This is a genomic window from Mycetocola sp. (assembly GCF_025464835.1).
GTDB lineage: Bacteria > Actinomycetota > Actinomycetes > Actinomycetales > Microbacteriaceae > Mycetocola_A.
The window spans coordinates 26,291-52,937 of sequence record NZ_JAODMP010000047.1; the positions used below are offsets into that span (position 1 = coordinate 26,291).

The 26,647-nt window shown below is 66.9% G+C and carries 27 protein-coding genes and 1 pseudogene; 19 read left to right on the top strand and 9 right to left on the bottom strand.

Translation table 11 applies throughout. From position 1 onward, the window contains the following. Nucleotides 1-138: 138 nt before the first annotated feature. On the bottom strand, nt 139-1,479 hold the full coding sequence (aspS, locus tag JWP90_RS05715) for an aspartate--tRNA(Asn) ligase (RefSeq protein WP_297360909.1): 1,341 nt from the start codon (nt 1,477-1,479) through the stop codon (nt 139-141). Between the two features lie 107 nt (nt 1,480-1,586). On the opposite strand from aspS, the gene JWP90_RS05720 reads away from it, so the two are divergent. Genes JWP90_RS05720 through ccsB form a run of 6 tightly spaced genes read left to right on the top strand, consistent with a single transcriptional unit; the run spans nt 1,587 to nt 6,664 of the window. Beyond that, nucleotides 1,587-2,222 carry a histidine phosphatase family protein gene (locus JWP90_RS05720; RefSeq protein ID WP_297360912.1) on the top strand — a complete coding sequence of 212 codons (636 nt, stop codon included), beginning with the start codon at nt 1,587-1,589 and terminating at the stop codon, nt 2,220-2,222. Nucleotides 2,223-2,230: 8 nt separating this feature from the next. After that, a complete protein-coding gene (locus JWP90_RS05725) occupies nt 2,231-2,806 on the top strand; it encodes a TlpA disulfide reductase family protein (RefSeq protein ID WP_297360915.1) in 576 nt (191 codons plus the stop codon). 9 nt (nt 2,807-2,815) lie between these two features. After that, nucleotides 2,816-3,562 (top strand): cytochrome c biogenesis protein CcdA, encoded by a 747-nt coding sequence (locus tag JWP90_RS05730; RefSeq protein ID WP_297360918.1) that lies wholly within the window; start codon nt 2,816-2,818, stop codon nt 3,560-3,562. Continuing rightward, nucleotides 3,546-5,228, top strand: a complete 1,683-nt coding sequence (locus JWP90_RS05735) for a cytochrome c biogenesis protein ResB (protein ID WP_297360921.1) — start codon at nt 3,546-3,548, stop codon at nt 5,226-5,228. Before JWP90_RS05730 ends, JWP90_RS05735 begins: the two co-directional genes overlap by 17 nt. Continuing rightward, entirely contained in the window at nt 5,225-5,641 is a 417-nt protein-coding gene (locus JWP90_RS05740) for a DUF3054 domain-containing protein (RefSeq protein ID WP_297360924.1), read from the top strand. Before JWP90_RS05735 ends, JWP90_RS05740 begins: the two co-directional genes overlap by 4 nt. A 45-nt stretch (nt 5,642-5,686) precedes the next feature. Next, nucleotides 5,687-6,664: a c-type cytochrome biogenesis protein CcsB gene (gene ccsB / locus JWP90_RS05745; protein ID WP_297361065.1), complete on the top strand. Its 978-nt coding sequence runs from the start codon at nt 5,687-5,689 to the stop codon at nt 6,662-6,664. A gap of 288 nt (nt 6,665-6,952) precedes the next feature. Here ccsB and JWP90_RS05750 read toward each other — a convergent pair whose 3' ends face one another. Then, entirely contained in the window at nt 6,953-7,954 is a 1,002-nt protein-coding gene (locus JWP90_RS05750) for an o-succinylbenzoate synthase (protein ID WP_297360927.1), read from the bottom strand. A 174-nt stretch (nt 7,955-8,128) separates the two neighbouring features. Between JWP90_RS05750 and JWP90_RS05755 the strand changes: the two genes are divergently transcribed. The 3 genes from JWP90_RS05755 (at nt 8,129) to JWP90_RS05765 (ending at nt 11,273) form a co-directional block, all read left to right on the top strand. Continuing rightward, a complete protein-coding gene (locus JWP90_RS05755) occupies nt 8,129-9,034 on the top strand; it encodes a 1,4-dihydroxy-2-naphthoyl-CoA synthase (protein ID WP_297360930.1) in 906 nt (301 codons plus the stop codon). 415 nt (nt 9,035-9,449) lie between these two features. Continuing rightward, nucleotides 9,450-10,022, top strand: a complete 573-nt coding sequence (locus JWP90_RS05760) for a DoxX family protein (protein WP_297360933.1) — start codon at nt 9,450-9,452, stop codon at nt 10,020-10,022. Between the two features lie 75 nt (nt 10,023-10,097). Further along, nucleotides 10,098-11,273, top strand: coding sequence for an AMP-binding protein (locus tag JWP90_RS05765; protein ID WP_297360936.1), 1,176 nt, complete (start codon nt 10,098-10,100; stop codon nt 11,271-11,273). A 51-nt stretch (nt 11,274-11,324) separates the two neighbouring features. Here JWP90_RS05765 and JWP90_RS05770 read toward each other — a convergent pair whose 3' ends face one another. Further along, complete coding sequence (locus JWP90_RS05770) at nt 11,325-11,777, bottom strand: Hsp20/alpha crystallin family protein (protein ID WP_297360939.1); 453 nt, start codon at nt 11,775-11,777, stop codon at nt 11,325-11,327. 177 nt (nt 11,778-11,954) lie between these two features. Here JWP90_RS05770 and JWP90_RS05775 point away from each other — a divergent pair, with 177 nt between their 5' ends. After that, nucleotides 11,955-12,944 (top strand): 1,4-dihydroxy-2-naphthoate polyprenyltransferase, encoded by a 990-nt coding sequence (locus tag JWP90_RS05775; protein WP_297360942.1) that lies wholly within the window; start codon nt 11,955-11,957, stop codon nt 12,942-12,944. A gap of 1 nt (nt 12,945) precedes the next feature. Here JWP90_RS05775 and JWP90_RS05780 read toward each other — a convergent pair whose 3' ends face one another. Then, complete coding sequence (locus tag JWP90_RS05780; RefSeq protein ID WP_297360945.1) at nt 12,946-13,236, bottom strand: DUF4229 domain-containing protein; 291 nt, start codon at nt 13,234-13,236, stop codon at nt 12,946-12,948. Nucleotides 13,237-13,328: 92 nt separating this feature from the next. On the opposite strand from JWP90_RS05780, the gene JWP90_RS05785 reads away from it, so the two are divergent. From JWP90_RS05785 to JWP90_RS05795, 3 genes are all read left to right on the top strand, one after another. Beyond that, the gene (locus JWP90_RS05785) at nt 13,329-13,745 is read left to right on the top strand and encodes a PLDc N-terminal domain-containing protein (protein ID WP_297360948.1); all 417 of its coding nucleotides are present in this window, start codon (nt 13,329-13,331) and stop codon (nt 13,743-13,745) included. Further along, nucleotides 13,738-15,426 (top strand): 2-succinyl-5-enolpyruvyl-6-hydroxy-3-cyclohexene-1-carboxylic-acid synthase, encoded by a 1,689-nt coding sequence (gene menD / locus JWP90_RS05790; protein WP_297360950.1) that lies wholly within the window; start codon nt 13,738-13,740, stop codon nt 15,424-15,426. Before JWP90_RS05785 ends, menD begins: the two co-directional genes overlap by 8 nt. Nucleotides 15,427-15,487: 61 nt before the next feature. After that, on the top strand, nt 15,488-16,348 hold the full coding sequence (locus JWP90_RS05795; RefSeq protein WP_297360953.1) for a PPK2 family polyphosphate kinase: 861 nt from the start codon (nt 15,488-15,490) through the stop codon (nt 16,346-16,348). Between the two features lie 86 nt (nt 16,349-16,434). Here the strand turns inward: JWP90_RS05795 and JWP90_RS05800 are convergent, their stop codons facing one another. Further along, nucleotides 16,435-17,694: an isochorismate synthase MenF gene (locus tag JWP90_RS05800; RefSeq protein WP_297360956.1), complete on the bottom strand. Its 1,260-nt coding sequence runs from the start codon at nt 17,692-17,694 to the stop codon at nt 16,435-16,437. Between the two features lie 65 nt (nt 17,695-17,759). Here JWP90_RS05800 and ubiE point away from each other — a divergent pair, with 65 nt between their 5' ends. After that, nucleotides 17,760-18,467, top strand: a complete 708-nt coding sequence (gene ubiE / locus JWP90_RS05805; protein WP_297360959.1) for a bifunctional demethylmenaquinone methyltransferase/2-methoxy-6-polyprenyl-1,4-benzoquinol methylase UbiE — start codon at nt 17,760-17,762, stop codon at nt 18,465-18,467. A 30-nt stretch (nt 18,468-18,497) separates the two neighbouring features. Continuing rightward, nucleotides 18,498-19,343, top strand: a complete 846-nt coding sequence (locus JWP90_RS05810) for a pentapeptide repeat-containing protein (protein WP_297360962.1) — start codon at nt 18,498-18,500, stop codon at nt 19,341-19,343. 75 nt (nt 19,344-19,418) lie between these two features. Here the strand turns inward: JWP90_RS05810 and JWP90_RS05815 are convergent, their stop codons facing one another. The 3 genes from JWP90_RS05815 to JWP90_RS05825 all read right to left on the bottom strand — a co-directional run bounded on the left by JWP90_RS05815 (nt 19,419) and on the right by JWP90_RS05825 (nt 21,339). Further along, nucleotides 19,419-20,165 (bottom strand): putative protein N(5)-glutamine methyltransferase, encoded by a 747-nt coding sequence (locus tag JWP90_RS05815; RefSeq protein ID WP_297360965.1) that lies wholly within the window; start codon nt 20,163-20,165, stop codon nt 19,419-19,421. A 95-nt stretch (nt 20,166-20,260) separates the two neighbouring features. Then, nucleotides 20,261-20,836 carry a YdeI family protein gene (locus JWP90_RS05820; protein WP_297361068.1) on the bottom strand — a complete coding sequence of 192 codons (576 nt, stop codon included), beginning with the start codon at nt 20,834-20,836 and terminating at the stop codon, nt 20,261-20,263. Beyond that, nucleotides 20,836-21,339, bottom strand: a complete 504-nt coding sequence (locus tag JWP90_RS05825) for a VOC family protein (protein WP_297360970.1) — start codon at nt 21,337-21,339, stop codon at nt 20,836-20,838. Before JWP90_RS05825 ends, JWP90_RS05820 begins: the two co-directional genes overlap by 1 nt. 37 nt (nt 21,340-21,376) lie before the next feature. Here JWP90_RS05825 and JWP90_RS05830 point away from each other — a divergent pair. From JWP90_RS05830 to JWP90_RS05845, 4 genes and pseudogenes are all read left to right on the top strand, one after another. Beyond that, nucleotides 21,377-21,739 (top strand): annotated as a pseudogene (locus tag JWP90_RS05830) (saccharopine dehydrogenase C-terminal domain-containing protein); the annotation flags it as partial. A gap of 47 nt (nt 21,740-21,786) precedes the next feature. Next, nucleotides 21,787-22,839 (top strand): polyprenyl synthetase family protein, encoded by a 1,053-nt coding sequence (locus JWP90_RS05835; protein ID WP_297361071.1) that lies wholly within the window; start codon nt 21,787-21,789, stop codon nt 22,837-22,839. Between the two features lie 15 nt (nt 22,840-22,854). Next, a complete protein-coding gene (locus JWP90_RS05840) occupies nt 22,855-24,225 on the top strand; it encodes an FAD-dependent oxidoreductase (protein WP_297360973.1) in 1,371 nt (456 codons plus the stop codon). A gap of 48 nt (nt 24,226-24,273) precedes the next feature. Continuing rightward, nucleotides 24,274-24,942 (top strand): hypothetical protein, encoded by a 669-nt coding sequence (locus JWP90_RS05845; RefSeq protein WP_297360975.1) that lies wholly within the window; start codon nt 24,274-24,276, stop codon nt 24,940-24,942. A gap of 45 nt (nt 24,943-24,987) precedes the next feature. On the opposite strand, the gene JWP90_RS05850 is transcribed toward JWP90_RS05845, so the two are convergent. Beyond that, entirely contained in the window at nt 24,988-26,538 is a 1,551-nt protein-coding gene (locus JWP90_RS05850; protein WP_297360978.1) for a PucR family transcriptional regulator, read from the bottom strand. Between the last annotated feature and the right edge of the window lie 109 nt (nt 26,539-26,647).

Here is a 26,647-nt window from a genome sequence, read left to right on the forward strand (position 1 = left end):
ATCAGCGGGCTGTGGCGGCAAGCGGTCTACTCGATCAGCGGGCCGTGGCGGCAAGCGGGGCGCCGTTTCACTCGTTCCGGCCCGGTTCACGCGTTACGCCGGGTGAATCCGTCCGGAACGCGTGAATTCGCGTGCCCTCTACGGCAGCAAGCGGGTGGGGCCGCGGAAGAGGTAGGTGACCTCGCGGATCGACGTCTCGTGCAGCATGAGCATGAGCACACGGGCGAGGCCCATGCCGAAACCACCATGTGGCGGCACGCCATAACGGAAGAAGTCGAGGTAGAAGTCGAGCTCTTTCGGGTCGAGACCCTTCTCCTTCGCCTGCTCGATGAGCACGTCGACACGGTGTTCGCGTTGTGCCCCCGTGGAGATCTCCACACCGTTGAAGATGAGGTCGTAGCTCTTCGTGATCGACGCGTCGCCGTCATGGCGCATGTGGTAGAACGGCCGGATGCTCGAGGCGTAGTCGGTAAGGAAGACGAATTCGTGGCCGAACGTCTCGGCGACATACGCGGAGATCTGGCGTTCACCTTCCGGGTCCATGTCGTCGTCTGCGCGGGGAACCTCATAGCCGCGCTCGGCGACGATGCGCTTCGCCTCTGCGAGCGGGATGCGGGGGAACGGGGTGGACGGGACGGTGACCTCGAGGTCGAACAGCGCCTTGATCTCGTCACCGTGCTTGGCCTGAACGGCGGTGAACCCGGCGACGATGAGGTCCTCGTGCAGCTGCATGACGTCTTCGTGCGAGTCGATCCAGCTCACTTCGGAGTCGATCGACGTGAACTCGGTCGCGTGACGTGAGGTGAACGACGGGTCGGCGCGGAACGCTGGCCCGACCTCGAAGACCTTGCCGAAGCCGGCCGGCTGGGCCATCTGCTTGAAGAACTGCGGGCTCTGCGCGAGGTAGGCCTTGGTGTCGAAGTACTCGATCTCGAACAGTTCGGCGCGCGACTCGCTGGCGGAGGCCATGAGCTTCGGTGTGTGCAGCTCGATGAAGTCGTTGTCGATCCAGTAGCTGCGGAGCGCGTGCTCGAACGTGGTCTGGATACGGAAGATGAGGTTCTGTTTCGGGTTGCGCAGGTCGAGAAAACGCCAGTCCATGCGCTTGTCGAGGCTGGAGTCAGCGGCGATCGGCGTCTCGGGGAGGGCCTCTCCGACGACATCGAGCGACTCGAGCTTGATCTCGAGCCCGCCGAGCTTCACGCGTTCGTCATGCTTGAGCGTGCCGGTGACGGTGATGAACGAGCCGTGGGCCAGAGCCGAGATGGATTCGGTGATGGCGAGTTTCGTCGCGGATGCCTCATCCTCGTCGTTCAGTTCGCGAACGGCCGGATTGACCAGCTGAGCAGCGCCGGACTCATCGCGGAGCACGATGAACTGGACCTTCTTCTGATCACGGACGGTCTCGACCCATCCGGAGACGGAGACGGGGCCCTCAGGGAGGTCGGCCAGGTTCTTGATCAATACGCGTGTGGTCACGAGGGTCTAGCTTACGCGAGCGGTCCAATCTGACGGATTCCTGCGAGAAGTACCGGGCGCAGGCCCCCGGTACTTCGCCGAGTTCTACGATACGTAGACTGGGACGTGTGGTAGCCAGTCAGATTCATCTCGTCCGACACGGCGAGGTGCATAATCCCTTGCGCGTGCTCTACGGACGCCTCCCCGGCTACCGTCTCTCCGAACTCGGTGAACAGATGGCGGCCGCCGCAGCCGACGACCTCGCCAGCCGCGGCAGGGAGATCACGCGATTGCTGGCATCCCCGCTGCAACGCGCACAGGAGTCGGCCGTCCCGATATCGGGACGCTTCGGTATTCCGATCGAGACCGACGAGAGGGTCATCGAACCGACAAACCACTTCGAGGGCACGGTCATGCGCCTCGCGCTGCGCAACCCCGCCAACTGGGTCGCGCTGCGCAACCCGCGCAAACCCAGCTGGGGCGAGCCGTACGTGTCGATCGTTGCCCGCATGCTCGACGCTGTGCGCGATGTCTGGGAGTCGACACCGTCTGGAGATGTTGTCCTCGTCAGCCACCAGTTGCCGATCTGGATGGTTCACTCCGCGCTCGGCGACGGCCGCCTGCCGCATGACCCGCGGGAGCGCCGCTGCGCCCTGTCGAGCATCACATCGTTCGAACACCGAGACGGCGTCTTCGTCGAGGTCGACTACACCGACCCCGCAGGCGTTCTCGCAGCGGGTGCGACGGACGTGGGAGCGGTATGAGGCGACGGATGCGCGTGGCTGCGATCGGGATCGCCGCTGTTCTGCTTCTCACCGGTTGCGCAAGCGACCCCCTCGCTGAGCAATATAAAGAGGGCAGCAACAAGGGATACATCGCCGGAGACGGTTCCGTGACCGAGATCCCCGAGGCGGAGCGCGGGGACTCGATCAGCTTCGCCGGCGCGACCGAGAGCGGCGAGAAGATCTCCTCGGAGGACTTTCCCGGCGAGGTCCTCGTCGTGAACTTCTGGTACGCCGCGTGCGCCCCCTGCCGGGCGGAAGCGCCCGACCTTCAGGAACTCAGCGCCGAGTACGACGGCAAGGGCGCTCAGTTCATCGGGGTCAACGTGTACGACCAGGCCGACACGGCGCTCTCCTTCAACGAAACCTACGGCATCACCTACCCGTCGATCCTCGACGTGCAGGACGGCGCCGTGAAACTCGCTTTCACCGGAACGGTGCCGCCGAAAGCGGTGCCGACAACGATCGTGCTCGACAAGGAAGGCAGGGTCTCGGCCCGCATCCTCGGGCAGTTGAAAGAAGCATCCATCCTCGGCACGCTCATTCGCGACGCGATCGAAGAGTAGAGCGCCGTCATGAATCCGGGTGAGATCGTCCTCAATGGGCAACTTTTCGCGGCCATCCCCATCGCCCTGCTGGCCGGGCTGGTCTCATTCGCGTCGCCCTGCGTGCTTCCGCTGGTGCCCGGCTACCTCGGTTACGTCAGCGGGATGTCGAACGGCCCCCGCGCCAAACAGGCTCCTGCCCGATCACGGGTGATGCTCGGAGCTGTGCTCTTCGTGCTCGGCTTCAGCCTTGTCTTCGTGCTGATCGGAGCATTCGCGGGCACCATCGGCGCATTCGTCGTGCAGTGGGAGGATGTCATCACCCGCGTGCTCGGCGTCGTCGTCATCGTCATGGGCCTCGTCTTCGTCGGGCAGTTCTCGTTCCTCCAACGCACGGTCAAGTCGAACTTCCGCCCGGCGACAGGACTCGCAGGGGCGCCCGTCCTCGGGCTTGTCTTCGCGGTCGGCTGGGCGCCCTGCCTGGGGCCGACGCTCATCGCCATCCAGGCGCTCAGCCTCACCTCTGGTTCTACCGGTCGGGGAGCGCTTCTCGGACTGGTCTACTGCCTCGGCCTTGGGATCCCTTTCCTTCTGGTGGCCGCCGGGTTGAACTGGGTCACCGGATCCGTAGCATTCCTGAAACGGCATATCCGCGCGATCAACGTGGCCGGCGGCATCCTGCTCGTCTTCATCGGCGTGCTGATGGTCTCCGGTGTCTGGGGAATGCTCATGTCACGAGTCGGAGTGCTGATCGACGGTTATGTCACGACCATCTGATTACGTCGATGCGGGGGCCCGCCCGCAGCAGGAGCGCCCTGACGACGACATCGTCCAGCCGAAGCTCGGTTTCACCGGCACCCTGCGGTTCATCTGGCGACAGCTCACGAGCATGCGCACCGCGCTGATGTTGTTGCTGCTCCTGGCAATTGCCGCGGTGCCAGGATCACTCGTGCCGCAGCGCAGTTCGGACCCGAACGGCGTCATCCAGTACTTCGACGACAACCCTGACCTCGCGCCGGTGCTCGACAGCATCCAGATGTTCGATGTCTACGGGTCCGTGTGGTTCTCGAGCATCTACCTGCTGCTGTTCATCTCGCTGATCGGCTGCGTGGTGCCGCGCACCAAACACCACTTCCAGGCGATGCGGTCGCGTCCCCCGCGTACCCCCGCCAGGCTCCAACGCCTCGCCGCTCACACCGAGATCACCCTGGAGGGTGGGAACGCCGGCTCCGCGATCGAATCGGCACACGCGCTGCTCAAGAAGTCCGGCTACCGGACGGAGCTCTACCAGGGCCGGAACGGCGACGTGTCGGTCTCGGCCGAGCGCGGTTACCTCCGCGAGACCGGAAACCTCGTCTTCCACTCCGCTCTCGTCGGCATGCTCCTCACCGTCGCCATCGGCGGCGGGCTCGGCTATGCCGGCCAGCGGGTCATCGTCGAGGGGCAGACCTTCGTGAACACACTGCTCGACTACAACTCGTTCAACCCGGGGCGGTTCTACAACCCGGACGACCTCGCCCCGTACTCCCTGTCGCTCGACAACTTCGACGTGACGTACGAGCAGAAGAACCTCGACGCCTACGGCCAGCCCATCGACTTCACAGCCCACGTCACCACGCGGTTGCCGAACGGCGACACCGAGGAACGGGCCATCAAGGTGAACGACCCGCTTCGGTTCGAGGGTACGGATGTCTTCCTCCTCGGCAACGGCTACGCGCCGAAGGTCACCGTCCGGGACCCGGACGGCACTGTGGTCTGGACCGATTCGGTTCCGTTCCTCCCGCAGGACGGCAACCTCACCTCTCTCGGCGTCATCAAGATCCCGGACGGCCTCGAGGAGCAGATCGGCATGATCGGCTTCCTCTACCCGACCGCATACGAGCTGGAGACCGGCGCGTATACCTCCACCTACCCCGACCTCGTCTTTCCGGTGCTGACACTCAACGTGTACTCCGGTGACCTCGGCATCAACGACGGTGCTCCCAAATCGGTGTACGAGCTCAACGTGGACGATATGACCCAATTGACCGGCGGGGAAACCGGCGTGGATTCGATCGAACTGATGCCGGGGCAGAGCCAGGAGCTGCCGGGCGGTCGAGGGTCCATCACCTTCGAGAACGCGAATCCGGATGCTGCGGCGTCCGCCGACGAGAACGCCACGACCGCAGACTTCAGCGGTTCCGTCGCCCGCTTCGCCTCCTTCGACGTGCATCGTGACCCGACCCAGGGCTGGGTGCTCACCTTCGCAATCCTCATCCTCGGCGGACTGCTGACCTCGCTGTTCATCCCGCGCCGGCGGGTCTGGATCAAGGCGACCGACAACGTCGACGGCACGGTTCGCGTCGAATACGCCGGCCTCGCCCGCGGTGAAGACCCCGGGCTCGGTGAGGCCGTCGACGCCATCGCTTACCGTCACGGCACCGCTCTCGGCCTGCAGCGATGAGCCGCCGCGCCAGGGTGATGCTTGCTGCCGGGATCGACCTGGCGGCGACGCTGCTGTTCGTCCTCGTCGGGCGCGGCAGCCACAACGCGGATGCCAGCATCCTCGGGCTCCTCACCACCTGGTGGCCGTTCGCCGCTGCGCTCGCGGTCGGCTGGGGAGTGACCGCCGCCTGGAAACGGCCGTTCGGCATCCTCTGGCCCGGTGTCGGCGTCTGGCTGATCACCGTGGCCGGCGGGATGCTGCTCCGCACAGCATCGGGGCAGGGAACGGCCGTACCCTTTCTCCTCGTCGCCACGATATCCCTTGCCGTACTGCTGATGGGTTGGCGAGCGATCGCCGCCGTGACTTCCCGCTGGCACTCCAACCGGGCGGCATCCGCAGACCTTCCCCGCAAAACCGAGAGGTACCCTTAGATCGTGGATCTGAACGAACTTTCCGTGCTGTCCCTCTGGTCGGCCATGGCGATGTACATGCTCGCCTTCATCGCCTTCGCGCTCGACCTCGCCCGTCGGTCGGCCGACGTGACGGCCGCCGCCAACCAGCTGGCCGCGGCGGGCGCCCACCACAATGCCTCCCTGTCGTCGTCTCTGGAAACAGCTGAAGTCGGCCGTGCGTCCGGTCGACCGGTGACCACATTGACCCGGACGGACACCGACGCGCCGCAGGTCCAGGCCCGCCAGTCGCCGGTGCTGCGCGTCGCGCTCGCGCTCACCGTTCTCGGGTTCCTGCTGCACCTCACGGCAGTGGTCACTCGCGGTGTCGCCGCCGGCCGGGTGCCGTGGGCGAACATGTACGAGTTCGGGCTCACCGGCACTCTGCTCATCATCGCCGTGTACCTCGTCGTGCTGCTCCGGATCGACCTGCGCTTCCTCGGCACGTTCATCACCGGGCTGGTCCTGGTGCTGCTCGGTATCGCCGCGGTCGACTTCTACGTCGAGATCGTTCCGCTGCCGCCGGCCCTGCAGTCGGCCTGGCTCGTCATCCACGTCTTCGTCGCCTCGGCCGGGACCGCGTTCTTCGCTCTCGGTTTTGCGCTGGCGGTGCTGCAGCTCGTTCAGCACCGTCGTGAAGTCGGCGGCGCTGACCTCTCCGGGCTCAAACTGAAGTTCCTGGCGACGCTGCCGACGGCGGAACGGCTGGAGAACCTCGCGTACCGCACGAACATCGTCGGCTTCATCCTCTGGACGTTCACGCTCATGGCTGGTGCGATCTGGGCCGAGCGGGCCTGGGGTCGCTACTGGGGCTGGGACACCAAAGAGGTCTGGACCTTCATCATCTGGGTGATCTACGCGGGCTACATCCACGCGCGGGCGACTCGCGGCTGGCGCGGATCCCGGTCGGCATGGCTTGCCATCATCGGATTCGTCGCCGTGATGTTCAACTTCTCGGTGGTCAATCTCTTCTTCAAGGGCCTGCACGCCTACTCGGGACTGTAGCCCGCCGGTCTAACGGTCGCCCTCCTCCGTTGATCGAGTAGCGACGAAGGAGCGTGTCTTCGTTGATCGAGTAGCGACGAAGGGGCGTGTCTTCGTTGATCGAGTAGCGACGAAGGAGCGTATCGAGATCGTTGGCGTCGGCTGACGGATCTCGATACGGCCGCAGGCGGCCTACTCGATCAGCGATGGGGTGGCTGCAGGCGGTCTGCTCGCTTGTCCACAGACTGATCTCGATACGCGGACTCGCTCCGCTCGGTCGCTACTCGATCAGCGATGGGGACGGAGTCGTCAGAGCAGCGCGTGGCAGCGGCGCAGGCGGTCCAGCCACCAGTCGCGACGCTCAGCGGATGCCGCGTAGCCGTCGAGCAGGCGTTGCGACGGGACGACCCGGCGCACGTCGATTGACCCGTTCACCGCCTGCAGCGGGTCATCGGTCACGTCGGCTGACAGCAGCGAGGCGGTACCAAGGCCGCAGTCGTACTCCAGGTCTGGCACGGCCGCAGCCAGCCACGCGCCCATCGACAAGCCGACCGAGGTGTCCAGCGCGCTCGACACGACCACGGGAAGCCCGGCCTGCGCGATGATGTCCAGCGACCGGCGGATGCCGCCGAGCGGCTGCGCCTTCAGTACGAGGATGTCCGCTGCACCGGCTTCAGCGACGGTGAGGGGATCGGCGGCCTTCCGCACACTTTCGTCTGCGGCGATCGGCACACCCATGTATTTGGTCCGCCGGCGGATCTCCACGAGCTCCGGGACGGTCGCACACGGTTGCTCGACGTACTCGAGATCGAACTCAGCGAGCGCGTGGATCGCGTGCTCGGCCTCATCGATGTTCCAGCCTCCGTTGGCGTCGACGCGGATGCGGCCCTCAGGGCCCATGAGCTCCCGCACTTTGCGCACCCGCGAGAGGTCCTCGACCAGGCTCTGCCCGCGTTCGGCGACTTTGATCTTGGCGGTGCGGCATCCGTCGAACCGTTTCAGGATGCCGGTGACCCGGTCGACGTGGACGGCAGGCACCGTCGCGTTGACCGGGATGCTGCGGCGCAACGGAGCTGGAAGCTCGCCCCACGCGAACTCAACGGCCGCCCGCAACCAGGTCGCGCTTTCAGCATCGCCGTATTCGACGAACGGAGAGAACTCCGCCCAGCCGTTCTCGCCCTCCAGGAGCAGCGCTTCACGCTCGTCGATGCCACGGAACCGCGTCGCGAGCGGCAGCGCGACCACGCGGGCCGACGCGAGCAGATCTGCGAGGTCCGGCACTGTCTGGTTGAGCGGCGGGATGTTCGACATGGAATCATTCTGCCGTGCCCGGAGCGGAACCGGCCCATCGACCCCGTCCAGCGCAGATTCGACAGGGCAAGTCCCCCCGGGACGCTCAACATCTCCTGTTCCCCGTGGTATTCGCGCAGAACCTCCTGTTCGGCGCAGGCACAGGGCGAAGCATCCGCGCTCTAGGCTGAATTCATGACGGTGTCTGAAATCTTCGACCAAAGCGAGTGGGCAGAGGTGGCCGGAATCGGGCCTCTGACCGATATCACCTACCATCACGACATCTCGGGCCGGATCGCCCGGGTCGCGTTCAACCGACCAGAGGTGCGCAACGCGTTCCGCCCGCACACCGTCGATGAGCTGTACCGTGCCCTCGAGGACGCCCGCACGAATCCCCGCATCGGCGTCGTCCTGCTCACCGGCAACGGGCCAAGCCCCAAGGACGGCGGGTGGGCGTTCTGCTCCGGCGGCGACCAGCGCATCCGCGGGCGTGACGGCTATCAGTACTCCGCGAGCGATGAGGCGTCGGGCGTCGACACCGCACGCAGCGGACGCCTGCACATCCTCGAGGTCCAGCGACTCATCCGGTTCATGCCGAAGGTCGTCATCGCGGTCGTTCCCGGGTGGGCTGCCGGCGGCGGTCACTCATTGCACGTCGTCTGCGACCTGACGATCGCCAGCCGGGAACACGGCAAGTTCAAACAGACGGATGCTGACGTCGGCTCCTTCGACGCCGGGTACGGCAGTGCGTACTTCGCCCGGCAGATCGGGCAGAAATTCGCCCGCGAGATCTTCTTCCTCGCCGAGGAATACTCGGCTGAGCGCGCCTACGAGATGGGCGCTGTGAACGCCGTCGTGCCGCATGCGGAACTGGAATCGACTGCACTGGACTGGGCGCGCACCATCCTGACCAAGTCGCCGACCGCTATCCGCATGCTCAAGTTCGCCTTCAACGCCGTCGACGACGGGCTGATGGGCCAGCAGGTGTTCGCGGGGGAGGCGACGCGTCTCGCCTACGGCACCGATGAGGCGGTGGAAGGGCGGGACTCGTTCCTCGAGAAGCGGGAGCCGGACTGGTCGCCGTACCCCTGGCAGTTCTGAGGAACGGGGACGTGCGGCCGGTCACGTCCCGTGACGCCGTGATTGGGGGTCGGGAGCCGGCGCGGGCTGATACCAGTGGCGGAGCCGGCCGAATCGCCAGATGACGTCTTCAGCGGCGGCACCTGGGCGGCGAAAAGGCGCACTCTTCCTGGGATGATGCGCTGGTCGACAAGGCGCTCCTCTGGGAAAGGGTCTCGCGTTCGATGAGCAGGGCGAGTCCCTGTGGTGGAGACTCGCCGGGCTCGCGCTCCTCGTCATCAGAGGGCGCCGTCTTGGGTCGACACGGCCACCGGGGTATCAGCTGGCGAAGGCGTAGCCGGGTGATGAACTGACGCATCGTCGGCAATAGGCGCATACTGTCCCCGAGGGCCCATTCGGTCTGCGTCTGCACGATGAGAGCGAACGGAGAACCGCAATGACCGCTACCAGCGACATTCGACCGACAGACCACACGCCAGAACGACCACCGGCTGCCGACGTCCCGGGAGGCGTCATCGGGCGTCGGGCCCTGGCTCTCCTCCGGCTGGGGACCGGTTTCATCTTCCTCTGGGCGTTCCTCGACAAAACGTTCGGGCTCGGGTTCGCCACTCCCACCGATCGGTCCTGGCTGAACGGTGGAGCCCCCAGCCAGGGGTTCCTCGGCAGTGATGCCGTCACCGGACCGCTGAAGCCCTTCTTCGCCGGAATCGCCAGCCCCGCCACCGACGTGCTGTTCATGCTCGCCATGCTGGCGATCGGCTCGGCCGTGATGCTCGGCATCGGTCTGCGAGTCAGCGCTGTCGCCGGCTCGCTCGTCATGGTGCTCATGTACCTCGCCGAGTGGCCGTTCGTGGCGAACGCCTCCTCCACCAACCCGTTCGTGGACTACCACATCATCTACGCCTTCGCCCTGGTGGCGGTCGCCGCAACCTCGGCTGGTGACACCTGGGGTCTCGGTCGCTCATGGAAGCGGCTGCCGCTGGTGCGCAAGAACCCGTGGCTGATCTGAGCCTTCCGTTGATCGAGTAGGCCGCTTGCGGCCGTATCGAGATCAGCGCGGAGTCGATCAGCGTATGGTGAAAGCATGACGCGGATGCTCGTTCGGGTGCCGGCGACGAGGCCCCTCGACCTCATGGTCGAGTTGCGGCGCGCCCTCGACCTCTCGGGGCCCGCCATCACGCCGGTTCCTGATGACGAACCCCGTGGCGTCGAAGCCGAGGAGGTTCCGCAACCAGTCGGTGTCGTCATCGAAACGTCAGGATCGACCGGCGTGCCGAAGCGGGTCGCCCTCACCTGCAACGCCCTCCTCGCGAGTGCGGCGGCCAGCGCCACCGCGCTGGACGGACAGGGCCAGTGGCTGCTCGCGCTTCCCGCTCACTACATCGCCGGACTCCAGGTCCTCGTGCGATCGATCGCCGCAGGAACAGTACCCGTTGTTCTTCCCCCTGGCCGGTTCGAACCCGCCGCCTTCGTCGAGGCATCCCGGAAGCTGAGCGGCGAGCGGCACTACACCTCGCTCGTGCCGCTGCAGCTGTCGCGACTTCTCGAGAGCCGAGCCGGGCTGATCGCGCTCCGCCGTTTCGACGGTATTCTCGTCGGCGGGCAGGCAACTCCGCCTCAGCTGCTCCGGCGTAGCGAGCAGCTTGGCCTGCCGATCTTCCGCACCTACGGGTCGAGCGAAACTGCCGGCGGCTGCGTCTACAACGGCGTGCCACTGCCCGGGGTGCACGTCCGCATCGTCGACGGCCAGGTGGAACTGGCCGGTGCCATGCTGGCCGAAGCCTACCTCGGCGACGCGGAACTCACCGCTCGTACCTTCCCCGTCGCCGACGGCCTTCGCTGGTACCGCACCGGCGACCTGGGCGAGTTCAGTGACGGTGTGCTGCGCGTCACCGGGCGAGCCGACAACGTCATTGTCTCCGGCGGCGTCAACGTGTCACTCGACCGCGTCGAGCACGTGGTGCGCGGCCTGCCCGACCTGACCGAGTCGGTCGTCGTGGCCACCCCGCATCGCGACTGGGGCGAGGTTCCGGTCGTCGTGACGACGGCGGGGCATCCGTCGCTATCTCAGATCGCGGATGCTGTCGCCGACTCCCTGGGCAAGCCGGCTCGCCCCGCCCACATCGTGCGACTGGATGAACTGCCGCTGCTGCCGTCAGGCAAACCCGACCGGCTGGCGATCGTGGCGATCGTCGCTGTTGCTCTCCAGGGCGACCAGGAGGGCGAGTTCCCCGCTGTCGGATCCGGCGACTCCGCCTGAACACAAGACGGCGGCCGGGGCGCTGCCCCGGCCGCCGTCTTCCGCGCGGCTTCAGGCGTCCACGGACTTCTGATTGCCTTCATTCACGGTGAGGGTGTCCTGATCGTTGCCCGCCGCGACCTCGATCTTGCGTGGCTTCGCTCGCTCACTGACAGGGATGGTGACGCTGAGCACGCCGTTGGTGTAGTTGGCGGCGATCCTCTCGATGTCGATTCCCTGGCCGAGGTTCAGCTGGCGGAGGAACGAGCCGGCCATGCGTTCGCGTGCAATCCACTTGGCGCCCTCCGCTGCGCCGAGTGTGCGCTCAGCGCGGATCGTGAGCAACTGGCCGTCCACGTCGATGTCGACGGAGCCAGGGTCGATGCCCGGCAGATCAGCCGCGAGCACGTAGTGGTCGCCTTCGCGGTACAGGTCCATCGGCATCAGACGGGGACCCTGCCTGGCACCCAGGAGCGTCTCGCTCATGCGGTCGAGTTCACGGAACGGGTCGAAGTTCATTGCCATCTGAATTGTCCTCTCTGTTCGTCTCTGTGCTGTAGAAGAGTTGAGTCGATGTGACTCAACTTCTGAAAACCATGTTAATGAGCGCCGGAAAAATGTCTAGTCTGCCGCGTTTGCCGTCAGCGAACAGCGAGCGGGGGCGGCCCGGTAAACTGCGTACGAACAGAGGGAGGTTGCCCCGTGGCAGCTAAATCACAACGACTCACGCCCCCGCAACGGCCGAAGGCCGCACGGCCGGTGGGCCGAGGCTCGAGCGGTAACCCAGCAGCCAAGCGGTACGAGAAGATCCGCCCAGCCACATTCGGCGACTGGGTGGCCGGCGCTCGCATCTTCACCCTCTCCATGTCGGTTTCCCCCGTCCTCGTCGGCACGGGGGCGGCAGTCGTCGCCAACGACCCTGGCGAGTTCCACTGGGTTCGGGCACTGCTTTGCCTCGCGGTTGCGGTCTGCCTCCAGATCGGCGTCAACTACGCGAACGACTATTCCGACGGCATCCGCGGCACCGACCAGCACCGGGTCGGCCCCTTCCGGCTCGTCGGAAGCGGCAAGGCGCGTCCGAAGACCGTTCTGATCGTTGCTCTGGTCTTCTTCGCCCTCGCGGCGGTGGCCGGGCTCATTCTCACCGTGCTTACCGGCTTGTGGTGGCTTCTCGCCGTCGGCGCCGCCGCGATCCTCGCCGGCTGGTTCTACACCGGTGGTCGCCGGCCTTACGGCTACAACGCGCTCGGCGAACTGTTCGTGTTCGTGTTCTTCGGCCTGGTGGCGACGCTCGGCACCGCGTACGTCCAATCGTTCGTGCTGAACCAGGAAGCCTGGCTCGGAGCGGTCGGCGTCGGACTCATCTCTGTCGCCACCCTGATCGTCAACAACATCCGGGACATCACCCAGGACAGGGATGCCGGCAAGCGCACGCTCACCGTCCTGCTCGGCGACACCGCCAGTCGGATCCTCTACATCCTCTGCCTGCTTGCGCCGTTCGGCATCGCCGCTTGGCTGGCCATGTTCTACCCGGTGGCTTGGTTCGCGCTGTTCGGGCTGCTCGCCGCACTGCCTGCCGCCCTCATCGTGGCAACGGCTCGGACCGCACACGAATTCGTGCTCGCACTCAAGCTGACCGGCCTGGTGCAACTACTGTTCGGCGCCGCACTGCTCTGGGCGTTCTGGAAGTAGGTCAGCGCTCGCTGCGTGTCACTGTGTCGGATGCCGCGGCATCCGACACCGTGTCTTCGGCGTTCTCGTCTTCGGCGGGTTTCTTCGCGCCGTGACGCAGTTCGTAGAGGTCCCGTGACACCGCTTCGCGCGGGCGCTGCAGGAAAATGTAGGAGACGCTGAGGCCGATCAGCGCGGCGAGGATCGTCGCGATCCACGGCTCGATCCCCAGCAGCAGCAGAACCGCCAGGGGCACCGCGAAGGTGAGCAGGCGGAGCACGGTGTAGTAGATGACGGGAGGGATGCGTTTCACGTTCCCAGTGTAGGCGCGCACTCTGGGAGGACCGCCGGGAAGCAACCGTCGACAGGGGGGAAGTTCCCAGAACTCGGGGCTACGATGGGGGTATGCGTTGGTGGATCATACTGATAGTCGGTCTCGTCGTCGCGACGATCTATTCGGTAATCGACTGCGCCATGATTCCGGCCAACCGGGTCCGCGGGTTGAAAAAGCCGGCCTGGATCGCCATCATCCTCCTGTTGCCCGTCCTCGGCGTCGTTCTCTGGTTCACCATCGGCCGCGCCCGCGCTGGGCAGGAGGCGAAACCGCGACTCGCGCCGGACGACGACCCAGCCTTCATCGGCACCCTTGGCCGCGATCGGGAACAGGATGAACGCATCCGTCGCCTCGAAGAGGAACTCGCCTCGCTCGACTCCGACGCACCAAACCCTGACGTGACCGGCAAGGCCACGCCGACACCGGACGACAGTCCAGACGGCTCGGCCGGGCACTCGCCCGACGAGTCGGGCAGAACGGATGCCTGACGCCGGTCCGGCAACCACATACTCGGTCGCGCTTCTCGAAGAGTTCGTGCGCCTCGGAGTGCAGGACGTCGTGGTCTGCCCAGGGTCACGGTCGCAAGCGCTCGCGCTGGCTGCCGCAGCGCTCGAAAGGGCCGGGTCGATCCGGCTGCACGTGCGCATCGACGAGCGGGTCGCCGGCTTCCTCGCGCTCGGGCTCGCCATCGAGAGCGGCGTCCCGGCCGCCGTCATCGTCACAAGCGGCACAGCGGTCGCGAACCTGCACCCTGCGGTGCTCGAGGCGCACCATTCCGGCGTTCCCCTCCTGCTGCTGACCGCCGACCGGCCGGACGAGCTCCGCGGCATCCGTTCCAACCAGACCACCCACCAGGCCGGCATCTTCGGCCTTGCTGCCCGGCTGACCCGCGACGTGCCGGCGCCGATGGGCGCGCCAGGCGATGCGGCATCCGCGAGGACGCTCGCCCGGCTGGCGGTCGACGCGGCTGTCGGGGTGGGGCCCGCAGGGGCGGGGCCGGTGCACCTGAACCTTGCCCTCCGTGAACCGTTGTCGACACCCATCGCGGTTCTCGACAGGGTTGAGCCGGTCGCGCGACCGGACGTCAGCGGCGGCCGGATCACCCGCCCAGGCATCCTCCTCGAGCGCGGCAAACGCACCGTCGTCATCGCCGGTCACGGCGCAGGGCCTGTCGCCGAAGCGCTAGCCCACGCCGGCGGCTGGCCGCTCCTCGCCGAGGTGTCGAGCGGTGCCAGGTACGGCAGGAACCTCGTCGTCGCGTACCGAGAACTGCTTTCGGATCCGGAATTCGGTGGCCGCGTCGAACGGGCTGTCGTGTACGGCCACCCCACCCTCAGTCGGCAGGTCCCCGCCCTGCTGACGCGGGACGGTGTCGAAGTCATCGTCGTCGCACCCAGCGGCGACGAGGTGTACAACCCGGGCCGCCGCGCCGCCCACATCGTCGGTGCTGCGACCGTCGTCGACGGCAGCATCGACAGGGCCTGGGTGGGCTCGTGGGTGCAGGCGTCGCGACGGATCTCCGACGAGAAGTCCCAGGATGTCGCTCCCGATCTGGAGGCTGCACAGTCCCATGACCCTGCCACCCGGCTCGGTTACGTTCGATCGGAATTCCAGGCGATCCGCGCCAGGGTGGACCGGCGGATGCTCGCGCTCGCGGTGTGGGGAGCGACCTGGCCGCACGACCGGCTCGTGCTTGGAGCATCCCGTCTCATCCGTGATGTCGACGCCGCCGTGCCAGGCAAGAAGATCCGCGTCCACTCCAACCGGGGTCTCGCGGGCATCGACGGGACCGTCGCCACCGCTCTCGGCATTGCCGTCGCCAGTCAGGCCGACGGCGCCGGAGTGACCCGCGTGCTGCTCGGCGACCTCACCCTGCTGCACGACGTCGGAGCGCTGCTCGGCGGGACGGGTGAAGCAATGCCCAGGATTCAGGTCATCGTCGGCAACGACGGCGGTGGCACCATCTTCGACGGCCTCGAGGTGGCTGAATCCACCGAAAGCGCAGACTTCGACCGGGTGCTGTACACGCCGCAACGGGCGGACTTCGCTGCTCTCGCCGCGGCATACGGCTGGACGTACCTGAAGGCGAGCACCCGCGGAGAGCTGGATCAGGCGCTCACAGCACCCGTGGCATCCGGAACCCTGATCGAGGTCCCGCTCGAACGGTGAGCGCCGCTCGCTCGATCCGCAAGCGGTTGAACGGCCCGGTTTTCGCCGCCACAATGTGCAGATGACGTCACAGAAAAAATCCGGATGGGAGGCCGACCCCGCACCGCTGCTGCGGGTCGGCGACGGTTTCACACTCGACGCCGTGGACGCGAACGGCAGCCCAGGGTTCGTCGGGAACAAGGCGGCGGGAAAAGCGGAACTCAACAAGGATGCCGAGCTTCTCAGCGAGAAGCAGGAACGCCTGTTCGCAGCGTCGAAGGGTGAGGCGACGGATGCCGTCCTGCTCGTCCTGCAGGCGATGGACACCGCGGGAAAGGGCGGCATCGTGCGGCACGTCGTCGGTTCGGTCGACCCGCAGGGAGTCGCGTTGTCGGCGTTCAAAGCCCCGACGGAAGAGGAGCTCTCACATGATTTCCTTTGGAGGATCAAGCGCGCCGTTCCCGAGCCTGGGCTGATCGGCGTCTTCGACCGCTCGCACTACGAGGACGTCCTGATCGCGCGGGTCCGTGGCTTGGCCGACGACGTAGAAATCGAGCGGCGTTACGGGGCGATCCTCGAGTTCGAGCAGGAACTGGTCGACAGGGGCATCCGGATCGTCAAGGTGATGCTGCACATCAGCGCCGATGAGCAGAAGGCACGCCTTGCCCAGAGGCTCGACCGCCCTGACAAGCACTGGAAGTTCAATCCAGGCGATATCGATGAACGCCAGCATTGGTCCGCCTACCAGGACGCGTACCAGGCGGTGTTCGAACGCACGTCAAGCGAAGCGGCACCGTGGCACGTCGTCCCGGCGAACAAGAAATGGTACGCGCGGGTCGCAGTGCAACGCCTCCTGCTCGACGCTCTCACCGAGATCGACCCGCAGTGGCCGCCCGCAGACTACGACGTCGAGGAGCAGAAGACGCGCCTGGCGGCCACCTGATCCGGCCAGCGGTGGGCTCATCCGTCCCGGATGTCGGGTTTGGTGCCGGGGGGTCGGCGTTTGCGACGGATGGACGGGGTGGCGGCTCAGCCGAACGCGTCGACGATCGGCCGGAACTTCATCCGCGTCTCGGTGAGCTCCTTCTCGGGCACGGATTCGCCGACGATGCCGCAGCCCGCCCAGGCGGTGACGTCGCCGCCCGGCTCCACCATCGCGCAGCGGAGTGCTATGGCCCATTCGCCGTCGCCGTCAGCGCCGACCCAGCCGACGGGCCCCGCATATCGGCCGCGATCGAATGGTTCGAGTTCGTCGATCAGGGCAACCGCGGCGGGGGTCGGCGACCCGGCCACAGCGGCGGTGGGGTGAAGGGCATCGATCAGGTCGAGTGAGGTGGCGTCGTCGGTGAGGGTGCCTTCGATGTCGGTGGCGAGGTGCCACAGGTTCGGAAGCTTGAGGGTGAACGGCATCTCGCTGGTGAGCACATGAGAGGTGTGCGGTCGCAGCGACGCCAGCACGCTCTGCACGGCGAACTGGTGCTCGTCCTGGTCCTTCGCGCTCGTCACAAGGTCGACGGCGGCCTGCTGGTCCGCCTCGGCGTCGACCCCGCGCGACGCCGTCCCGGCGAGCACGCGTGCGGTGACGGATCCGTCCTGCACCCCGACGAGGGTCTCGGGGCTTGAGCCGACGAGGCCGTCGACCGCGAAGGTCCAGCAGTCCGGGTACCCGAGCGCGAGATCCGAGACGACCCGGCGGAGATCAGCGTCGGCCGGGATGCGACCGAGGAGGTCGCGTGAGAGGACCACCTTGCTCAATTCCCCGCCGAGGATGCGCTCCACCGCCTGGGTCACATGCTCCCGGAATCCGTCGGCTGACTCAGCGCCAGGGGTGAGGGTGATCCGGTACTCGGGGCCGAATGCGGTCGACCGCGGGCTTGCCGGAGCATCCGGTGCGTTTTCCGCGTCCAGGCGAATGCGAGTGACCCACGTCACCCCCTCGCGCCGGCCGATGAGGAGCTGCGGCACGATCAGCACACTCGACTGCGCAGAGTGATCGGCGAACGCGAACGTGCCGAACGCGACCAGGCCGGTGCCGGGCATCCGCAACGGGTCGGTGACGGTTGCCGCGGCGGCGATCTCACGCCAGACGGCTGCGGCGTCCTGCATCCGGTTCGGACCTGAGAATTCCAGCCGGAGCGCTTCACCCACTCCGGCGAGGCCGCAGCCTTTGCGCAGCCACAGCAGCGGGCGCTGCGGGTCGACAAGGGCGATGAGCGAACGGACGTCGTCAACCTGTTCGGTTTCGACGACGAGGTGCTGTGTGGACGCAAGCGTGCCGGGTGAAGTCACGCATCCAGCGTACGCCGGTTGCTGCGGATCGGCCGTGACGAGGGGTCCGGTCGTACACTGGGGACATGAACAAGGCAGATCTTTCCAAGCAGCCGTCGCAGGTTTCCGCCATGTTCGACCAGGTTTCCACGCATTACGACCGGACGAACGCGGTGATGAGCGTCGGTAACGACGTGCTCTGGCGCGTGGCAACCACCCGCACGATCGATCCGCACCCCGGCGACCGCATCCTCGACCTCGCCGCCGGCACCGGAACCTCAAGCGCTTTCCTCGCCAAGTCGGGTGCCACCGTCGTCGCCGCCGATTTCTCCCCCGGCATGATCGAGGTGGGCCGCAAGAAGTACGGCCGTGTGCGCAACATGCAATTCGTCGAGGCGGATGCCACGAATCTTCCGTTCTCCGACAACGAGTTCGATGCCACGACCATTTCGTTCGGGCTGCGCAACGTCGTCGAGCCGAAGAAGGCGATCGCTGAGATGTTCCGCGTCACGAAGCCGGGCGGGCACCTGGTCATCTGCGAGTTCTCCACTCCGCCGAACCCGGTGATGAAAGGTCTCTACGACTTCTACCTGAAACGAGTCACTCCGGTCCTCGTGAAGTTCTCGAGTTCGAACCCGGACGCGTACGACTACCTCAACGACTCGATCCAGGCGTGGCCGGGGCAGGGGGAGCTCGCCTCCTGGCTGCGCGGTGCCGGGTGGACCGAGGTCAAGTACCGCAACCTCACCGGCGGTATCGTCGCGCTGCACCGGGGAACCAAACCGCGCGGCTGAGGTCGGTTGCCGACAGCCAAAGGAGGCCGTGTGAGAGACCCGATTCCGCTGACGCCGGTCGACCGGCGACGAGAACTGCGGGCGGACTGCTCCCGCTGTGTCGGCCTGTGCTGTGTCGCCCTGGCCTTCGCCCGCTCCGCCGATTTCGCCTTCACCAAGGACGCAGGCGAGCCGTGTGTCAACCTCGAGGAGGACTACCGCTGTGTCATCCACCCCGAGCTGCGGGAGCGCGGGTTCAAGGGGTGCACCGTCTTTGACTGCTTCGGCGCCGGGCAGAAGGTGACTCAGCACACCGACGGCGGCGCGAGCTGGCGCGACGATGCCGACATCCGGGCGTCGATGTTCGCCGTGTTCCCCGTGGTGCGTCAGCTGCAGGAACTGCTCTGGTACCTGGCCGACGCCGCCGGGCGTCCAGAGGCGGCGCCGCTCAAGAACGACCTCGAGCGCGCATACGGCGAGACCGAAGCCCTCACGACGGCATCGCCTGACGAGATCCGTGCGCTCGACGTGGATGCCTACCAGGGCACACTGACTGGACTGTTGCGGCAGGCCAGCGCCCTCGTGCGCGAGGGAACCGGCACCTCGGAAGCGGCTCGGCGCCTGGAGCCGGGAGTTGATCTGATGGGCGCTCACCTCGCCGGGCAGGACCTGCGCGGAGCGCACCTGCGCGGAGCCTGGCTGATCGCCGCGGACCTCCGCTCCGCCGACCTGTCGAACGCCGACGTTCTCGGGGCGGACTTTCGTGATGCGGAATTGGGCGGTGCGACCATGCAGGACGCGCTCTACCTCACCCAGTTCCAGGTGAATGCTGCGCGCGGGGATGACCTGACGGTGCTGCCCGAGTCAGTGACGCGGCCGTCGCACTGGCGGCGCTGAGCCGCGGCATCCGCTCATCCGCTGCGGCCCAGGGCGTGAACAGGCAGGGTTCCCCGCGAGACGTGCCGATCCGGGTCAACCGCGCGTACCGGTGACGACGGTCGCGTCCCATCCGGCGGAGTGCTCGGTGACCGGCGCGAGGCCGGCCCGGGCGAGGATCTCCGCCGTGTGATCCGCCTGCCGCCCACTGGTTTCCATGACGAGATGTGCCCCAGGCTTCAACCAGGCGGATGCCTCGACGGCGATCCGCCGCTGGAGGTCCAGCCCATCGTCCCCTCCGTCGAGCGTGGCCCTGGCCTCGTGCAGCCTGGCCTCGCGAGGCATGGTGGCGATGCTCGCTGTCGGCACATACGGCGCGTTGGCGGTCAGGAGGTCGACGCGACCGCGCAGTGCCGACGGCAGCGGCGCATAGAGGTCCCCCTCGAAGACGCGACCGCGCTCGCCGAGGTTTCCCCGGGCGCACCGGACGGCGACCGGATCGATGTCCGTCGCGCACAGTTCGACGCCACCCAGCCGTTCGGCCAGCGCTCTCCCGATGGCTCCTGACCCGCAACACAGGTCGACGACGACCGGATGCTCGACCCCGACCGCGAGGGCCGCCGCCCGGTCGACGAGGAACTCGGTCCGACGGCGAGGAACGAAAACCCCGGGGCTGACCCGGACACGCAGGCCACAGAACGCAGCCCAGCCGAGGACGTACTCGAGTGGTTCCCCGGCGCAGCGGCGCGAGACGAGCAGGTCGAGTTCCGCCACGGATGTCGCCGCCCCACCCAACAGCCCGGCCTCCTCGTCAGCGAAGACACACCCCGCCTCGCGGAGCAACCGGACAATCCGATTCCTCGAGACACCAAAAAGAGCCCACTGATCGCTCGAATTCGCGCCTGGAGCAGCCCTTTTCGGTATCTCGTGGGGGAGGCTCACCCGTAGGTCTTCTCTCCGCGGGCCAGCCGTTCGATGAAATCCTCGATCCGCCTCGCTCGGGTCTCCGGCCGCTTGGCGTCCTGGACCCGGTAGTAGATCGCATAGCGGTTCTGGCTGTTGAGCGAGGAGAAGAACGCCGCGGCTTCGGGGTTGTTCTCCAGCGCCGCAAGAAAATCGGGGTACGGCTCCGCGTTCTTCGGCCCGTGGTAGGCCCGATCCCAGCGGCCATCCGCCCGAGCCCGCTCCACCTCGGCCAGCCCGCGCGGCTTCATCCGACCGTCGGCGATCATCGCTTCGGCGATGCCCACGTTGCGCACCGACCACGGGCTCCGGGGCCGTCGCGGCGTGAACCGCTGCACATACGTGGCCTCATCGACGCTTCGGGTCTGTCCGTCGATCCAGCCGTACGCGAGGGCGACGTCGAGCGCTTCGGCATACGTCACGGTCGTCTGCCCTGATCCCTTTTTCGCGATCACCAGCCAGACCCCCGGCGACGAATCCTGATGCTGCTCGATCCACCCCCGGAAGGCGTCTGGCCCCTCGAAGCGGATCGTCTCCTGCTCTCTCGCCATCACTCGCCCAGCATCGAACCGTTGTGGAGCTCGAGGATCTCCTGGTCGTGCGGGTTCTGCATGACGCCGAGGACGTTCCCGAACCCGTCGACGACGGATGCCGTCACGAACCCCGCCTCACGGGCGGTGATCGCCTCGTGTTCCTTCGCACCGAGGGTGAGAAGCTTCGCCGCCGCGTCCTCGACATCCGCAACATGCCAGAACACGACAGCGCCGCCGGGCCCCACCGCGGACGGGTGTGGTGAGTACCTCCGATCGATGATGCCCAGCTCGTGCTCGTAGTCACCGATCCGATCCTCGATGTACGCCGCAGGCCCCGAGTCCGGGCGCACGAAGTACGGCTGGATGCCGAGGAGTTCGGAGTACCATTCCCCCGCCGAATCGATGTCGTCCGCGAAGGACCTGACGGTGGCCAGTCCTCTCAGCATCATGTGCGTTCCCGCTTTCCCGTCGCTCGCCTGCCCGAGGGGTTCCATGATGCGCCGGTCGGAAGCATCAGTCAACGAGTGCGGAAAGCGCGTCGCAGGGGTATTGACAGCCGAAACCACACCACGCGACGTCGTCGCGGCCGCCCTCCAGGACCCGGCAACCCTCGGCGACCGCATGCACGGCAAGACCGGCGCAGGGGTCTGGGTGCGGCACCGGAAAGGACGGCAAGCCGCGCTCCTCCTACCTCGACCATGTCGTCGACGACGAGCAGTCGACGGCCGAGTGCGGCTCACAGGCCGTCGTGTGGCAGACGGCGATCAACCCGGTCGTCGCCCTCGAACTGCTGGCCGCCGGGGTCTGGACCGGGGCCGGTGTCCTCGGCGCTGCGGCTTTCGACGCCCGGCCCTTCCTCGATCTGCTGGCAGCGGACGCTCCCGACGGCTACGTTCCCCGTGGGGGATCGAGGAGAAGTAATTGCCAGCCCCGGCACGGGTAGGCTAGACCACGTGAATCCGAGTGCCATGCGGCGTGCCACGAGCCTCTCCAGCCACCTGGGCCAGACCGACCGCATTTTCGCCTCCCCCAGAACCAGGCAACTCCTCGCCGCCGTCGATGACGGCCTCGAGCAGATCGAGCGCGGGCTCGATTCTGAACTCATCTTCGCCGACACCATCGCAGACGCCTCCACGCGGTACCTCCTCGAGGCAGGAGGCAAGCGCGTGCGGCCGATGCTCATCCTGCTCACCGCCCAGCTCGGCGCGGGCAACACCGTCGACGTGATCACAGCGGCCGAGGCCATCGAGATCACCCACCTCGCCTCGCTGTACCACGACGACGTCATGGACGACGCCGACCGCAGGCGCGGAGTGCCGAGCGCACACGCCGTCTTCGGCAACTCCGTCGCGATCCTCACCGGTGATCTGCTCTTCGCCAGAGCCAGCCAGCTCATGGCGGGCCTCGGCGAACGGGCGATCCGCTTGCAAGCCCACACCTTCGAGCGGCTGGTGCTCGGTCAGCTCCACGAGACGGTCGGCCCGCAGCACGGTGACGATCCGGAGGAACACTACATCCAGGTGCTCGCCGACAAGACCGGTTCGCTCATCGCTGCGGCCGCACAGGCCGGCGTCATCTTCTCCGGCGCAGACGAAGCCTTCGAGCCTGCTGTCGTCCAGTACGGCGAGAAGATCGGTGTGGCCTTCCAGCTCATCGACGATGTCATCGACCTGTCGCCGCAGCCGGAGGAGACCGGCAAGGTCCCGGGCACCGACCTCCGAGCCGGTGTCGCCACCCTCCCGCTGATCCACCTGCGGGTCCTCGCCGAGACCGACGCGGATGCCGCTGCTCTCCTCGCCCGGATCGAGGCGGAAGCCGCAGCGGGCACCGACGGGGAGACATCCGACGACTTCGCCGCCGCGATCACCGAATTGCGCCAGCACCCCGTGACCACCCGCACGCTGACCGAGGCCCACCGCTGGGCGAACGACGCCGTCGCGGCGCTCGAACCCCTGCCCGACGGACCAGTGAAGCAGGCACTGACACGATTCGCGGAGACGATCGTCGACCGCAGCAAGTAAAGGAACCAGACGCAGATGACCAAATTGAGAATCGCGATTGTCGGCGCCGGCCCCGCAGGAATCTACGCCGCGGACATCCTCCTCAAAGCCGAACGCAAGTTCGATGTGTCGATCGACCTGTTCGACCGGCTTCCGGCACCGTACGGGCTCGTTCGTTACGGGGTCGCGCCTGACCACCCTCGGATCAAAGGCATCATCAATGCGCTGCGCGAAGTGCTCGACCGTGGTGACATCCGGGTCTTCGGCAATGTCGACTTCGGCACGGACATCTCTCTCGATGACCTCAAGCGCCACTACCACGCGGTCATCTTCGCCACAGGGGCGGTGCGCGACGCGCCCCTGAACATCCCCGGCATCGATCTGGAGGGCTCGTACGGAGCCGCCGACTTCGTGAGCTGGTTCGATGGGCACCCCGATGTGCCCCGCGAGTGGCCGCTCACCGCGAAGTCCGTTGCCGTGATCGGCAACGGCAACGTTGCCCTCGACGTGTCGCGGATGCTCTCGAAGCACGCCGACGACCTGCTCTCCACCGAGATCCCACAGAACGTCTACGAAGGGCTCAAGACGTCGCCGGTGACCGACGTGCACGTGTTCGGTCGACGGGGGCCCGCCCAGGTCAAATTCACACCCCTCGAACTGCGCGAGCTCGGCGAGCTGAACGATGTCGACATGGTGCTGCACGACGAGGACTTCGACTATGACGAGGCCTCCAAGACCGCGATCGCGAGCAACAAGCAGGTCATGGTCATCGACAAGATCCTGCAGAAGTGGCGTGAGCGCCCCATCGGGAACGCGTCCCGCCGGCTGCACCTGCACTTCTACGCGCGGCCTCTCGAGGTCGTCGGCGACGAGGACGGCCGGGTCGCCGCCTTCCGTTACGAACGCACGCGCCCGGATGCCGAGGGCGGCGTCGTCGGGACGGGAGAGATCCGCGAGGTGCCCATCCAGGCCATCTACCGGGCGGTCGGCTATTTCGGGTCGCCGCTCGACGGCATCCCGTTCGACAAGAAGCATGGTGTCATCCCGAACCGGGAGGGTGTCGCCCTGCAGAAGGGCAGCAACGACGTCGTGCCCGGTGTCTACGCCACCGGCTGGATCAAACGCGGGCCGGTCGGGCTCATCGGCCACACCAAGTCGGATGCCATGGAAACGATCCGCCACGTGATCAACGGGGAGGGCAGCTGGTGGAACCCGGAGTTCCCGTCTGAGCAGTCGGTGCTCGACCTTCTCGACTCCCGTGGGATCAGGTACACGGACCTCGACGGGTGGCACAACCTCGATCAGCACGAGGTTGCCCTGGGCGAGCCACACGGGCGCGCCCGGGTCAAGGTCGTTCCCCGTGACGAGATGATCGCGATCTCACGGGCGGAATTCCCGGTCGCTTAGGGACAGGACTCCCCGGCCGGCGTCAGGCCGCCCGATAGGGTGGTGGGCATGTCTAACCCCGGTAATTTCCAGACTCCTTACAGCCTCGAGCCGCAGCAGGGTGCCCCGACCGGGTATTCCCAGCAGGCGCAGCCGCGCCCGCCGTTCGACAGGGCCGTGACACGACAGGTTCTGTTCGGCGGAGTTCTCGTGGTGGGCGTCGCGGCCGTCGCAAACCTTCTGTCGATCATCGGCAGCGCGATGTACTCGTTCCGCGGTGAGCTGATCTTCTCCCTCGTCTGGAGCGTGTTCATCGCCGTGGTTTTCGTCGTCGGAGCAGGAGTGAGCTCCCTTTACATCTCGCCGCTCGCCAGGGCCACATCGGCCGCAGACCTGCTCAAGAAGCTGGCGATCGCCGCCGCGGTCGGTACCGCGGCCCTGCTCGTGCTCAACTTCATCTGGGCGGTCATCTCCGGCGGCCAGTACCTGTTCCAGATGATCGTGAGTTCCGGCATCCTGGGGTCCATCTCGACCGGGCTGCACTACGGCGCTTTCTTCGCCCTCGGCGTGTTCATCGCGCGCGCACTGCCGCCGAAGCAGCTGGTCTACCCGGGAGTGCCGCAGGGCTACGCCGGGCAGCAGCAGGCCCAGGGGGCACCCGAGGGGTACCCGCAGCCCGGCTCCGTTGCTCCTCGCGGGTACGGTCAGCCGCAGGCGCCTGGCGCGCCCCAGGCGTAGCCCGGATCGACGCTCCCAGCCGGAAGGCCGGGGGCGTCCGCCGGCTCACGCCAGTTGCAGGGCGAGCCAGAGGTTCGTCCGCGCCTCCACGGTCGCAAGGGGGCGGCCGCTGAGTTTCTCGACAAGCGCGACCCGGTTCTTCAGGGTGTGCCGGTGGATGCCAAGGGCTCGCGCCGCCGGGTCCCATTGCCCATGGTGCTCGAGCCACATCTTCACGTCGCCCGTCAGGTCTGTGCCGTTCTCGGCGTCGTGATCGCGCACCGGTTTCAGCAGCGTGCGCGCGATCTCGACGGCATCCGCGCGGGGCAGGAGAGCGGCGAGGCCCCGTTCGGCCACGTCCGAAAAGACCAGGACGGATGCCGCAGCGTCGCCCGCGCCCCCGCTTGCGTCGACCGCCCGCTTCAGCGCCTGCGCGGCCTGCCTGGTGCCGGTTGCCGTCTCGGCCCAGCGCACCGGTTCGGAGATGCCGGCCGCCAGGTTCGAAACACGGGCCAGTTCCTCGGCGAGGGGGAGGGCATCCGCTGAGGGCACGCCGACGAAGATCCGCCCGTCGCTCGCCGCGAAGAACAGGTTCCCTGCGACGTCGCGTGCCTCGAGGTCGCTGAACAGTGCATCCCTGGCGAGGGCAGGGGGAGCGAACGCGACGAAGCGGACGGGCTCCGCAGGAAGCTCCCCGCCCATCTGCTGCACGATCCGTCGCACGAGCGCAACGTTGCCCTCGAGCAGAGTCTGCAACAACCCGCTGCGCAGGAGCCCCCGCGCCCGGTTGAGTTCCCGGTTCTGCTCGAGCGCGAGCCCGGCGAGAGCGACGACGCTGGTCACAACGGTCTGGTCAGCTGAGTCGAGCGGTACCAGCCCGGCGATCACGAGCACTCCACGCAGCGCGTCGCGCCGGCCGAGCGTCTGCAGGTTCACCTGCCCGGACTTCTCGCTCATCGTTGAGCTCGACCGCTGACCCCGCCCGATCAGCCGCTCCGCCTCCTGCAGTATCGGTTGGCGGGCGTGGGGCGTCGTCAGCGCCGGCATCGAGGATGCCTCGTCGAAGGCGAGGGAGAACTCGCCGCGTGCGTCGACAAGCGCTACGAACCGGCCCAGCTGGCGCGAGAGCTCCTTAAGGATCGCAGCGGTGGCATCCGGCCGCAGCGCGGCGAACGAGATGGCCCGCTGGGCGTTGAGCGCCCAGGTATCCCTCGCGTGTGCTGCCTCGGCGAGGAGATCGGCCGCCTCGCGGATGACGGCGATGAACGGCACTCGATACGGGACTTCGAACAGCGGCATCCCGAACCGCTCGCACGCCGTCACGAGCTCGAATGGGGTCCCCCTGACCACCTCAGTGCCGAAGCCGATGCCGAGGATCCCGTGCGAGGTGAGCCGCTCGACGTATTCGTCGTACGCACTCTGTGCCGTCGAAGCCCGGTCGAACTGCGTGCCGGTGGTCAGCACGATGTGCCCGGCGTCGAGGAACGGCGTCGGATCGGCGAGGTCTGAACTGTGAATCCAGGAGATCGGCGCCGTTCTTCGCTCGGGCGATCCGCCGGCGAGCAGGCTGAGCTCGAGTGCGGGAGTGTCGAGGAGTCGGCGCACGGAAGGTTGCATCTGCCCAACGTACAAGATTTGCCAGAATGGCGACAGCGATCCATTCTGCTGGCCAGTCCGGCAGTTCCTCGTGGGGGCGGGAACTCCTAGTCTGGCAACACGGCACGTC